This is a genomic window from Marinobacter sp. AN1 (assembly GCF_026013985.1).
GTDB lineage: Bacteria > Pseudomonadota > Gammaproteobacteria > Pseudomonadales > Oleiphilaceae > Marinobacter > Marinobacter segnicrescens.
In genome coordinates this window covers 2,543,417-2,555,602 of the sequence record NZ_CP110342.1, presented here as the reverse complement: position 1 = coordinate 2,555,602, position 12,186 = coordinate 2,543,417, and the positions used below count along the sequence as shown (strand labels likewise).

At 59.3% G+C, this 12,186-nt stretch carries 8 protein-coding genes; 5 read left to right on the top strand and 3 right to left on the bottom strand.

Features of this window, described 5'->3' with window-relative positions:
• Window positions 1–3 precede the first annotated feature (3 nt).
• Window positions 4–864, bottom strand: coding sequence for an AraC family transcriptional regulator (locus tag LJ360_RS11740; RefSeq protein WP_264994060.1), 861 nt, complete (start codon window positions 862–864; stop codon window positions 4–6).
• A gap of 341 nt (window positions 865–1,205) precedes the next feature.
• Between LJ360_RS11740 and LJ360_RS11735 the strand changes: the two genes are divergently transcribed.
• A complete protein-coding gene (locus tag LJ360_RS11735) occupies window positions 1,206–4,280 on the top strand; it encodes a YncE family protein (RefSeq protein WP_264994059.1) in 3,075 nt (1,024 codons plus the stop codon).
• A gap of 77 nt (window positions 4,281–4,357) precedes the next feature.
• Here LJ360_RS11735 and LJ360_RS11730 read toward each other — a convergent pair whose 3' ends face one another.
• Window positions 4,358–5,104 carry a transporter substrate-binding domain-containing protein gene (locus LJ360_RS11730; RefSeq protein ID WP_143066551.1) on the bottom strand — a complete coding sequence of 249 codons (747 nt, stop codon included), beginning with the start codon at window positions 5,102–5,104 and terminating at the stop codon, window positions 4,358–4,360.
• Between the two features lie 134 nt (window positions 5,105–5,238).
• On the opposite strand from LJ360_RS11730, the gene LJ360_RS11725 reads away from it, so the two are divergent.
• Window positions 5,239–5,670: an acyl-CoA thioesterase gene (locus LJ360_RS11725; protein WP_091848378.1), complete on the top strand. Its 432-nt coding sequence runs from the start codon at window positions 5,239–5,241 to the stop codon at window positions 5,668–5,670.
• On the opposite strand, the gene ggt is transcribed toward LJ360_RS11725, so the two are convergent.
• On the bottom strand, window positions 5,667–7,391 hold the full coding sequence (gene ggt, locus LJ360_RS11720) for a gamma-glutamyltransferase (RefSeq protein ID WP_264994058.1): 1,725 nt from the start codon (window positions 7,389–7,391) through the stop codon (window positions 5,667–5,669). The two genes, LJ360_RS11725 and ggt, sit on opposite strands and share 4 nt — an antisense overlap.
• Before the next feature lie 160 nt (window positions 7,392–7,551).
• Between ggt and purU the strand changes: the two genes are divergently transcribed.
• From purU to serC, 3 genes are all read left to right on the top strand, one after another.
• Window positions 7,552–8,406 carry a formyltetrahydrofolate deformylase gene (gene purU, locus LJ360_RS11715; protein WP_091848376.1) on the top strand — a complete coding sequence of 285 codons (855 nt, stop codon included), beginning with the start codon at window positions 7,552–7,554 and terminating at the stop codon, window positions 8,404–8,406.
• Between the two features lie 84 nt (window positions 8,407–8,490).
• Window positions 8,491–11,109 carry a DNA gyrase subunit A gene (gyrA, locus tag LJ360_RS11710; RefSeq protein WP_264994057.1) on the top strand — a complete coding sequence of 873 codons (2,619 nt, stop codon included), beginning with the start codon at window positions 8,491–8,493 and terminating at the stop codon, window positions 11,107–11,109.
• Window positions 11,102–12,184, top strand: coding sequence for a 3-phosphoserine/phosphohydroxythreonine transaminase (serC, locus tag LJ360_RS11705; RefSeq protein WP_264994056.1), 1,083 nt, complete (start codon window positions 11,102–11,104; stop codon window positions 12,182–12,184). The genes gyrA and serC overlap by 8 nt, the downstream gene beginning before the upstream one ends.
• Window positions 12,185–12,186 lie beyond the last annotated feature (2 nt).

Here is a 12,186-nt window from a genome sequence, read left to right as displayed (position 1 = left end):
AAGCTAGCACAAAGTGCTGTTAGTGCTATTGATTCCGGTCAGGGTGCTGAACCCCTCACTGGCGAGTTGGGGGTCGACGTGGAACTGGACGCCATTCCTGGCGCGCAGCAGGCTGGTGGGCATGATGCCGAGCATGCTGTGAAAGGTATTGGAGAAGTGTGCCAGGTCCGAAAAACCCGAACCCACGGCCGCCTGGGTAAAACTCTGACCCTGGGCAATGGCCAGGGTCGTGGCGTGGAGGCGGTGCCACTGTCGGTATTTGCCGGCTGAAATTCCGAGATACTGTCGAAACAGTTGAATGACCCGGGGAACCGACAGGTTGACGGCCGAAGCGAGGTCTTCCGTGGTGATATTGTGCATGCGTTTGCTGCGAAGAAGGCCCACCGCCCTGGCGACCCGGGGATCAATGCTGCCGGGATCAAGCCGGGATGAGTGGCTCAGCCCGAGTCGGGCAAGCATTGCCAGGACAACCTGTGGTGGTGGCCGCGATGTGCTCACCTCGTGCCCCATGGCAGCCAGCTGTTCCTGGTTGTCGAAATCCCAGAGTATCCCGTGGGACTGACGTAAGGCGTGGCGTTGAAGTGCCTTCAGATCGTGGAGGAAGGGGTCCAGAAACAGCACCAGCAGGCCCGGACTGTCGGACTCCAGGTAAACCGGGAGTCCCGGGGTAATCACGCAACACCGGGTAGTTACCCCTTCAGTTGCGTGGGTCTGGCGATGCAGTTGCAGCATGCCATCGATACCGATGACCAGCGCGGCACTGCCATAGCACCGGTAACGGGGCTGGGTGTCCGGGCCGGTATAGAGTACCCGGTTGTCCCAGATATAGAGATGGGTGGATGACTCGCCGGCGCTTGCTCGCACTGTGTTCCCTCCGTGGGATAAATCCTTCTCGGCACCGACGTTCGGCACTCTCCTATCCTAACCGGTAATTGCTGGAAGTGAGGTCACATCGCCGTGATCAACTGCTCAGATGCCATGGAATTATCATTCCACACAAATGGGCGGCGACGGCCCGCAGGTATCCTGCAGGTGCCAGTCGGGGCGCCACCAGGGTGCCCCTTGCAGTATGGACGATGCGTCAAGCAATGAAGGTGGTCCATGGAGTAACGGGCCTCCTCTCAGGGAGAGATCAATGGAGAGTTCCAATGAATAAGAAGATCATACGACCGTTTAGCAGGTCATGTGTGCCCAGGAGCCGGTCTTTGGTATCGGGGCTTGCCCTGGCCATGGCTTCAGCCAGTGCGCCCGCAGCGGTCCTTTTTGAAGAAACGTTCGCTAATGGCCTGGGGGCCTTTTCCGACCAGGGCCGGGTATACACCATGACCGCCGGAGAAGTCTCCATGCGCGGTGGTGGTTCTATTGAGACGCTGGTCCGGTCCGGACCGATCACCGTGAATGGTGCCAGTGACCTGACCCTGTCTTTCTATCGTGATATCTCGGGCTTCGACAGTGGCGAATCCCTGACAGCCTTCGTGTCGGTCGACGGCAGTACCTTCCAGTCAGTGCAGTCCGTGAGCAGTGGTTCCGGCGTGGTGACGGTTGATATTGGCGATATGGTTGCCGGACAGGACCAGGTTTACCTCCAGTTTGCCATCAATGCCTCGAGCTTCTTCGAGCGCGCCGGGCTGGGCAGCATCCTGCTGGAAGGGATCACGAGCAGTGATCCCGGAGATCCTGGCGACCCCGGTGATCCCGGTGACCCTGGAGACCCCGGTAACCCGGGTGGCGATGACGAGCCCATGCCGGAGGCCGGTGACTTCGTGACTTTCGAGTCTGGCCATGTCCGGCCAATGGCGCTGTCATCCGACGGCAATCGTCTGTATGTGGTGAACACGCCCGATAATACCGTCCAGGTGTTCGATGTTTCCGGGGAAACCCCCACGCCTGTGGAAACCATTCCTGTGGGAATGGAGCCGGTTGCGGTCAATCTACGGAATGACGGTGAGCTGTGGGTGGTCAACCACCTGTCGGACAGTGTGAGTGTCGTAGATGTGTCAAGATCCCCGGCCCGTATTCGCAATACCCTGCTGGTAGGCGATGAGCCAAGGGACATTGTCTTTGCCGGTGACAACGACAAGTGGGCGTTCATCACGGCTGCCCACCGCGGCCAGAACGTGCCCCTTGACCCGCAACTGACTAGTCCCGGTGTTGGCCGGGCTGACGTCTGGGTGTTCGATACCAACAACCCGGGCTTTCAGCTTGGTGGCGAGCCTGTCACCATCCTGAACATGTTCGGTGACACCCTCAGAGGACTGGCTCGCAGCCCGGATGGTAGCAAGGTCTACACCGCCGTGTTCAACTCGGGTAACCAGACCACCGTGCTGGACGAGGAAATTCCTGACGGTGGCCTCGACAAGCCCGGTCCCAACCGCGCGGCCGATGGCACCGAGCAGCCTCGTACCGGTCTGATTGTGCAATACGACGGCCGTAACTGGATGGGTCCGGGTGATCCTGTACGTGGTGAGGCGCCCCGGTCGTGGAACGAGTACGTCAAGCTGGAGCTGCCTGACTACGACGTTTTCGAGATCGACACCTCCGGTTCCGTGCCCAGGGTGGCGTCCAGGACATCAGGGGTGGGTACCACCCTGTTCAACCTGGTGGTTAACCCCGGCAACGGCAAGGTCTACGTATCCAACCAGGAAGCGAATAACCTGACCCGCTTCGAGGGGCCCGGCCTGAATGCCACCACCGTTAACGGTAACTTCGTACAGAGCCGGATTACCGTGGTGGATGGCAATAACGTACAGCCCCGCCACCTGAACAAGCATATCGACTACACCACTGAACTGGGTACTGCGTCCGAGAAGGAGAGGGCGGTAGCGACCCCGCTGCAGATGGCGGTGTCTTCCGACGGTAACGAACTGTTCACGGCTGCCATGGGCTCCAGCAAGCTGGTGCGCTATGACACCCGCGCGCTGGAGAGCGACAGCTTCCAGCCCAACACTGAGGACCAGTTGGTCGTCAGCGGTGGTGGTGCAACGGGTGTGGTCCTGGATGAAGCCCGCAGGCGCGCCTTTGTGACAACCCGCTTCGACAACGGGGTGTCGGTGGTTGATGTGGAAGGTGGGATGAGCGAGCTTGCCCACGTTACCATGGCGAACCCGGAGCCGCAGAAGGTCGTGGAGGGTCGTCGCTTCCTCTACGATGCTACCTACACTTCCAGCCGCGGTGATTCGTCCTGCGCCGGGTGCCATATGTTCGGTGATATGGATCACCTGGCCTGGGACCTGGGTAATCCGGATATTGCTTCCGAGGACAACCCCAACGCCTATAATGACAACGTCCCGGCAATTGGGCGTAACCTGACCTTCCATGCCATGAAGGGCCCCATGGCGACCCAAAGCCTGCGAGGCCTCAAGGGAAATGGACCGCTGCACTGGCGGGGTGACCGCACCGGTGAGAACCGTAGCCGTGGCGAGAGCCTGGAACTGGCTGCTTTCAAGGAGTTCAACGAGGCTATTACCGGCTTGCTGCGTCGTGAGACTGAACTGAGCGATGCAGAAATGACCCGGTTTGCTGAATTTGCCCTGGAACTGACTTACCCGCCCAACCCAATCGCAGCGCTGGATAATAGCCTCAGCCCGCAGTTGCAGGAAGCGCTGGAGATCTACAACACGGTCAACTCAGATTTCGTGACCAACTGTAACGGCTGTCACGTTCTGGATCCGGACCGTGGCATGTTCGGTACCGATGGCACCATGTCCGTCGAAGGTGGTGACGTGGACGAGGATATGAAGATCCCTCACCTGCGTAACATGTACCAGAAGGTGGGTATGTTCACCAAGAATGGTGCCGACCGCCCGGAAACCGGCCCCCAGATCCGTGGTTTCGGTTACGACAACCAGGGTGCGTCTGGTTCCGTGGACAACTTCCTCAGTGCCCCGGTGTTCCTGTTACTGGGTGAGCGGCGTCGTTTGCTGGTACAGGACCTGGCGCTGGCTTTCCCGTCTGAGATGAATCCCATCGTAGGGCAGCAGGTGACCCTGACCCCGGACAACCGCAGCCGGTCTGATGTGCAGTCCCGCCTGGACCTGCTGGTAGAGCGTGCACTGGTCACCAATCCGCGGCCAGAGTGTGACCTTGTCGCCACAGCCGTGCTCGATGGCCAGAACCGGCGTTGGGTGTTCAACGCCAACGAGAAGTTTGTGCCGGGCGACCGGGCTACGCCGTCCCTGACCCGCAATCAGTTGCTGGACCAGGTAAGCGCACAGGACACCTCCGTGACCTTCACCTGCACACCTCCGGGCAGTGGTGTGCGTAACGTGGCCAGCCGCTGATAAGCGATCGGCAGTAAAGGTAAGAACCCCGGCTTCCATACCGGGGTTTTTATTACCTGGACATTGAACGACTGGCTTCAGTTGTCCGGAGGGGCGGTCGTGTCGTCACCCTGTAGTTCCTGCCACGCCTGGTTGAACCTGCGGGCCATTAATCGGGTGCCCGGGGCCGAGGCTGAGAAAATAAAACTCAGTGGCCAGCTTAACAGGTTGGTGTGCGCCAGGTCGGGCAAGGGTGACCGTTCGATGGTAACTTCCATGGGAGCCTGGAAATTGACCAGGTAATCGCCGCGACGGAATGCCAGCATGCGGATCGCCGACTGATGGTCCGGGGCGAGGGTGACATAGGTGTTTGGGTCGACCTTGAGCTCATCCAGTAGCCGGAAATAAGTGTAGCCGCGAATCAGGATCAGCCGTTTTCCCTGCAGGTCTTCCAGGCTCTTTACTGGCGGCGTATCCCCCCGGTGATAGGCGTTGAGTCGAATCTCGCCAGGACGAAAGTCGGTTTCGTGTGTGAATCCGGCGAGTTCGGGAACGCCCGCTGAGCCGGGCCAGAGGTCAATATCACCCCTTTCAAGATAGAGATATACCCGTTCAATCGGCAGTCCCTGCCACGCCACTTCGTAACCGGCCCGTCGGGCCAGTTCCTCGGTGAAATGAATGAAACTGCCTTCTGGATGCCCGTCAGCGCCGCTGTAGGCCAGGGGAGGAAATTCGATAAAGGCAGCCCGAATGGTTTTTCGGTCCGTTGCAGCGGCGCTTGCAGCCATCACGAGGGTGCCTGCCATGATTGCAAGGCTGAGTGTTTGCAGGAATCGTTTCATCACCGAGGGTTTTTCATTGGAATTGTTATATCGCTAGAATGGCGCGAATCCCGCTGACTGTAAAGTCGCCCCTCCATCCAGCAACACACGGTGTGAAGGGGTTGCGTCAGCGCCCGCAAACCATCCGGAAACCAGGTATGACCACAGACAATATCAGGCATCGTGGCCGCTTTACGGCCTTTGACCCCATCACGACCCGCTGGGCGGACAATGACCTCTATGGCCATGTCAATAACGTGACCTACTACGCCTGGTTTGATACCAGCGTGAACCGTTACCTGATTGAACAGGGCGGGCTGGATATTCACCAGGGGCAGGAGATTGCCTACGTGGTGAGTTCGTCCTGTGACTATTTCAGTCCGGTAGCCTACCCGGAAAGGATCGAGGCCGGGCTTCGCGTGGAGAAGCTAGGAAACAGCTCGGTTACCTACAATATCGGCATCTTCCGGGAGGGTGAAGAACAAGCCTGTGCCGTCGGGCGCTTCGTACACGTTTTTGTCAACCGGGACACCGACCGGCCGGTGCCTATCCCGGCCGGTGTGCGAGAGGCCCTGGAGCGGCTGGTTTAGTAACCCTGGGCCGTAGAGGTGCTGCGGCGGGGGTCGGCGGCCCCCCAGCGGCGCCCGTCAGCGTCGATCAGTACGCTCTGGATAGCCCCCATGGCGGATCGCGTTTTTACGGTATGGCCCATGGATTCAAGCAGGTCAATGGTGTCCGGGCTGATGCCCTGTTCGATACGAATCTCATCCGGCAGCCACTGGTGATGAATCCGGGGCGCCTCCACGGCGGACTGGATGTTCATACCGTGGTCAATCACGTTCATGAGAACCTGCAGGGTGGTGGTAATGATCCGCGAGCCGCCAGGGCTGCCGGTGACCAGGTAGTTCTGGCCATCCCGCCGGACGATGGTTGGTGACATGGAGCTGAGCATGCGCTTGCCCGGCTCGATTTTGTTGGCTTCGCCCCCAATCAGTCCGTAGGCGTTGGCTACGCCGGGCTTGGCACTGAAATCATCCATCTCGTTATTCAGCAAAAAACCGGCACCTTCCACGGTAATACCTGAGCCGTAACTGAAGTTTATGGTGTAAGTGTTTGAAACAGCGTTACCCCAGCGGTCCACAATGGAGAAGTGGGTGGTTTCATTGCTTTCATAGGGTGTGGGGTTGCCGGGCCCGATATTGTTCGAGGGGGTAGCCTTGTCCGGGTCGATTTCCTGTCGCAGTGCATCGGCGTAGTCCTTGCTGGTGATGCCGTCCAGCGGCACCTCAACATAGTCCGTATCCCCCAGGTACTCGGAGCGATCGGCATAGGCCCGCTTCATGGCCTCAGCCATCAGGTGGATTGTTTGGGCGGAGTTGTGGCCATAATCGCCAATGGGATAGTCCTCAAGGATATTGAGGATCTGAACGATATGCGCCCCCCCGGAGCTGGGGGGAGACATGGAAAAGATCTCGTGTCCCCGATAGGTGCCCCGGACCGGCTCGCGCATGACCGGCTGGTAGCCGGCCAGGTCGTCCAGTGTAATCAGGCCCCCGCCACGCTCCATTTCCGCGACGATCAGATGGGCGGTCTCTCCTTCATAGAAGTCCGCAATACCATGATCGGCGATGCGCTGCAGGGTGGCTGCCAGTTCCGGCTGGCGAAAGCGGTCGCCGGGTCGGGGCGGGGCGCCATCCTGGTTATAGAAGGTAGCCCGGGTGGCCGGCCAGCGGGTAAGGCGCTCCCGTGCCTGCTCAAGGCCCTCAGTGAATCGGTGAGGAACCTCGAACCCGTCCCGCGCCAGGGCAATGGCAGGAGCCAGCGCCTCTGCCAGGGTGATGGTCCCGTATTCCTCCAGGGCGAGGGCAAACCCGGCAACGGTACCCGGTACACCGGAGGCAAGGTGGGTAAAGCGACTGCGCTCCGGCACCACCTCACCATCCTCGTTCTGGTACATGGTTTCGGTAGCGGATGCGGGGGCCGTCTCACGGTAATCAATCGCCTTTACCGCGCCGCCATTCCCGGGTGCGTAGAGCATGAAGCCGCCGCCCCCGATATTGCCTGAGCGGGGCTGGGTGACCGCCAGGGCGAAACCCGCCGTCACCGCCGCGTCCACCGCATTGCCGCCGTTGCGAAGCACCTCCAGGGCTACGGCGGTAGCATGGGGGTGGCTGGTTGCCACCATGCCATGGTTTCCGGGTACGGGGTGGTGGCGTTCTCCCTCAAGGATTGCCTGGGCATTGGCCAGGCCTGCTAACAGGCTGAACAGGGCCAACCAGAAAATTCGCAGATACCAGGGCAGGGCGGGCATGGGTGCTCCTTCTGTGTCGGGGAGATTTATGGCGAAACGGGGTTCATCACCTTCGTTCCGGAAACGGTTTAAGCTATGATAGCCGGTCATTTTCAGTTGCGGGGCCGGTAACGGTAAATCATCGGTCGCGCATCTCCCAGTCGTTTTACAGGACAGGTCCATGGAACACACATACCGTCTGGTGATTTCCTGCCCGGACCGGGTGGGTATTGTTGCAAAGGTCAGTAATTTCTTGTCCACCTACAATGGCTGGATAACCGAAGCCAGCCACCACTCGGACAACCAGGCCGGGTGGTTCTTCATGCGGCACGAGATCAAGGCCAGCTCCATTCCGTTCGGCCTGGACCAGTTCCGCACCGCGTTCGAGCCCATTGCCCGGGAATTCGACATGAGCTGGCATGTGGCCGATTCCGCCCGGCCCAAGAAGGTGGTGCTCATGTGCAGCAAGGAGTCCCACTGCGTCGCGGACTTGCTGCACCGCTGGCACAGTGGCGAGCTGAACGTGGATATTGCGGCGGTTATCTCCAACCATGAAGACCTGCGCCGCATGGTGGAGTGGCACGAGATTCCCTATCACTGCATTCCGGTCAGCAAGGAAAACAAGGCCGAGGCGTTCGCCGAGATTGAGGGGTTATTCCACACCTATGAGGCTGACGTGATTGTACTGGCCCGGTACATGCAAATCCTGCCAGCGGAGCTGTGCGAAAAGTATGCCGGCAAGGTGATCAATATCCACCACTCGTTCCTGCCGTCCTTCGCCGGTGCTCGTCCCTACCACCAGGCCTACAGTCGTGGCGTCAAGCTGATCGGTGCCACCTGCCACTATGTGACCCAGGACCTGGACGAAGGGCCCATCATCGAGCAGGACGTGATCCGCATCAGTCACAGCGACACCATCGAGGATATGGTCCGGCTCGGCAAGGATGTGGAGAAGAATGTGCTGGCCCGGGGACTGCGTGCCCATGTGGAAGACCGGGTCATCACCTATGAAAACAAGACGGTGGTTTTTGACTGAGCCGGTTACCCGAATGTGGTAACATCGATAGCTTGTTTATAACCACCAAAACGACTTCCAGCAAATTCAAAGGAACCATTCTCGATGGGTGAGTTAGCCAAAGAGATCCTGCCGGTCAATATCGAAGACGAGCTCAAGCAGTCCTACCTGGACTATGCCATGAGTGTCATCATCGGCCGGGCGCTTCCCGATGTCCGCGATGGCCTCAAGCCGGTACACAGACGTGTTCTCTTCGCCATGTCCGAATTGGGCAACGACTGGAACAAGTCGTACAAGAAATCCGCCCGTGTGGTGGGTGATGTTATCGGTAAGTACCACCCCCATGGCGACTCTGCGGTCTACGACACCATCGTTCGGATGGCCCAGCCGTTCTCCCTGCGATACCCGCTGGTGGATGGGCAGGGTAACTTCGGTTCCATTGACGGTGACAATGCGGCGGCCATGCGTTACACCGAAATCCGCATGGAAAAGATTGCCCATTCCCTGCTGGCGGACCTCGACAAGGAAACGGTGGACTACGTCGATAACTACGACGGTACCGAACGGATTCCGGAAGTACTGCCTACCCGCGTACCCAATCTGCTGGTGAATGGTTCCTCCGGTATTGCGGTAGGTATGGCGACCAATATCCCGCCCCATAACCTGACGGAAGTGGTCAATGGGTGCCTTGCCCTGATCGACAACCCCGATACCACCATTGATGAGCTGATGGATATCATCCCCGGGCCGGACTTTCCCACCCAGGGTATCATCAACGGCCGGGCCGGCATCGTTGAGGCCTACCGGACCGGGCGCGGGCGTATCTACGTCCGCGCCCGTCACGAGATCGAACATGACAACAAGACCGGCCGTGATGCCGTCATCATCACTGAGCTGCCTTACCAGCTGAACAAGGCCCGCCTGATCGAGAAGATCGCCGAGCTGGTGAAGGAGAAGCGCCTGGAAGGCATTACCGAGCTGCGGGACGAGTCCAACAAGGAAGGCATCCGGGTGGTCATCGAGCTGCGCCGGGGCGAGAACCCGGACGTCATCGTCAATAACCTGTTTGCCCAGACCCAGCTGGAAACCGTCTTCGGTATCAACATGGTGGCGTTGCTCAACGGCGAACCCAAGACACTGAACCTGAAGGAAATGCTGGATGCCTTCGTGCGGCACCGCCGGGAAGTGGTGACTCGTCGTACTATCTACGAATTGCGCAAGGCACGGGAGCGGGGCCATATCCTCGAAGGCCTGACGGTTGCCCTGGCCAACATTGATGAAATTATCGAGCTGATCAAGGCGTCCCCCTCTGCGGCGGAAGCGAAGGAAAAGCTTATCGACAAGGGCTGGGCGCCGGGTGACGTGCTCGCCATGCTGGAACGCGCCGGTGAAGATGCCTGTCGTCCGGACGACCTGCCGGAAATCTACGGCTTGCGTGACGGGCTCTATCACTTGTCACCGGAGCAGGCCCAGGCCATCCTGGACCTGCGCCTGCATCGCCTGACCGGCCTGGAAACCGAAAAGCTCCAGAACGAGTACAAGGAGATTATCGAGAAGATCGCCGATCTGCTGGATATCCTGGGTAACCCGGAGCGCCTGTTGCAGGTTATCCGTGACGAGCTGGCCGCCATCGTCGACGAATACGGCGATGAGCGCCGTACCGAGATTGTCAGCTCTCGCCGTGACCTGACCGTGGCGGACCTGATCGACGAAGAAGACCTTGTGGTGACCATCTCCCATAGCGGTTACGCCAAGACCCAGGCCGTGGAAGATTACCAGGCCCAGCGCCGTGGTGGTCGGGGCAAGGCCGCTACCTCGATGAAGGATGAAGACTTTATCGAGAAACTACTGGTTGCCAACTCCCACGACACCATTCTGTGTTTCTCGAACCACGGCAAAGTCTACTGGCTGCGGGTCTTCGAGATTCCCCGGGGTAGTCGTGGCTCCCGTGGCCGGCCCATGGTCAATATCCTGCCGCTGGACGAGGGTGAGCGGATCACCACCTTCCTGCCGGTACGGGATTACCCGGAAGATCACTATGTATTGATGGCCACCTCCAACGGTGTGGTCAAGAAAACCCCGTTGCCGAACTTCTCCCGGCCCCGGTCCAACGGCCTGATTGCCCTGAACCTGGATGAAGGTGACACCCTCATTGGTGCCGCCATTACCCAGGGTGATGCGGAAGTAATGCTGTTCTCCACCGCTGGCAAGGCTGTTCGCTTCAACGAGGAGGCAGTGCGTCCCATGAGCCGCACTGCCCGTGGGGTTCGTGGTATCCGTATGCCGGAAGGCTACCATGTGGTCTCGCTGATCATTCCCCAGGAAGGCGGCGTTATCCTGACCGCCAGTGAGCACGGCTATGGCAAGCGCACCGCCATTGAGGAGTTCCCCACATACAGCCGTGGCAGCCAGGGCGTGATCGCCATGCAGTGTTCAGAGCGTAATGGCAACCTGGTTACTGCGTTGCAGCTGTTTGACGGTGACGAAATGATGCTCATCTCTGACAAGGGCACCCTGGTGCGTACCCGGACCGATGAGGTCTCGATTCTCAGCCGTAACACCCAGGGTGTGCGGTTGATCCGTCTCAGCCAGGAAGATGAGCGCCTGGTGGGTGTGGAGCGGATCGCAGAGAGTGACGATGAGGACGAACAGGCGGAAGCTGGCGAGGATTCCGTGATGGAAAACGGTAGCGACGATAACAGCGGGGAGTCAGCCGATGAGTAGGGCGTACAATTTCTGCGCCGGCCCGGCCACACTGCCGGAGCCAGTGCTCCGGCAGGCCAGGGACGAAATGCTGGACTGGCGGGGTACCGGCATGTCGGTGATGGAGATGAGCCATCGCAGTGACGAGTTCGTGGAGATCGCTGAAACCGCCGAACAAGACCTGAGGGAACTTGCCGGTATTTCAGATGATTACGCGGTACTCTTCATGCAGGGTGGAGCTTCCAGTCAGTTTGCGACCATACCCTTGAACCTGTTGGGGGAAAATGGTCGGGCTGACTATGTAAACACTGGTATCTGGTCAGAGAAAGCCATTGCCGAGGCGAGCCGGTACGGCGACATTCAAGTGGCTGCCTCAAGCGAGGCCAGTGGCTTTACCACGGTTCCCCTGCAGGAAACCTGGAATACCCGCCCGGATGCGGCCTACCTTCATTACACGCCGAACGAAACCATTGGTGGCCTGGAGTACGACTTTATTCCCGAGAGCGGGAATGTTCCGCTGGTGGCCGACATGTCCTCCACCATGCTGTCCCGTCCGCTGGATGTGTCCAGGTTTGGCCTGATCTACGCTGGTGCCCAGAAGAATATCGGCCCTTCCGGGCTGGTCGTGGTCATCATTCGCAAGGATCTGCTGGGTAAGGCGCGGTCGGAAACCCCGACCATGATGAACTACCAGGTCATCGCCGAGAACGGTTCCATGTACAACACGCCGGCAACCTATTCCTGGTACCTGGCGGGCTTGGTTTTCAAGTGGCTGAAAGAGCAGGGTGGTGTCGATGCCATGGCGGCGGTGAATCGTCGCAAGGCCACCAAGCTCTATGAGTTTATTGATGGCAATGACTTCTATGCCAATCCCATTGATCCCCGCTTCCGTTCCTGGATGAACGTGCCGTTTACGTTGGCAGATGACGCCCTGAACGGCACCTTCCTGAAGGGGGCAGACGAGCGTGGACTGCTGAACCTGAAAGGGCACCGTAGTGTGGGTGGCATGCGCGCCAGTATCTACAATGCCATGCCCGAGGCCGGCGTCGATGCCCTGATCGACTATATGGCCGGATTTGCGAAGGAGCATGGCTGACC

Bases quoted from the DNA above. Each gene is read 5' to 3' on its own strand.
- LJ360_RS11725 (WP_091848378.1), top strand. From the start codon at position 5,239: ATGACCACAGACAATATCAGGCATCGTGGCCGCTTTACGGCCTTTGAC.
- ggt (WP_264994058.1), bottom strand. From the start codon at position 7,391: ATGCCCGCCCTGCCCTGGTATCTGCGAATTTTCTGGTTGGCCCTGTTC.
- purU (WP_091848376.1), top strand. From the start codon at position 7,552: ATGGAACACACATACCGTCTGGTGATTTCCTGCCCGGACCGGGTGGGT.
- gyrA (WP_264994057.1), top strand. From the start codon at position 8,491: ATGGGTGAGTTAGCCAAAGAGATCCTGCCGGTCAATATCGAAGACGAG.
- serC (WP_264994056.1), top strand. From the start codon at position 11,102: ATGAGTAGGGCGTACAATTTCTGCGCCGGCCCGGCCACACTGCCGGAG.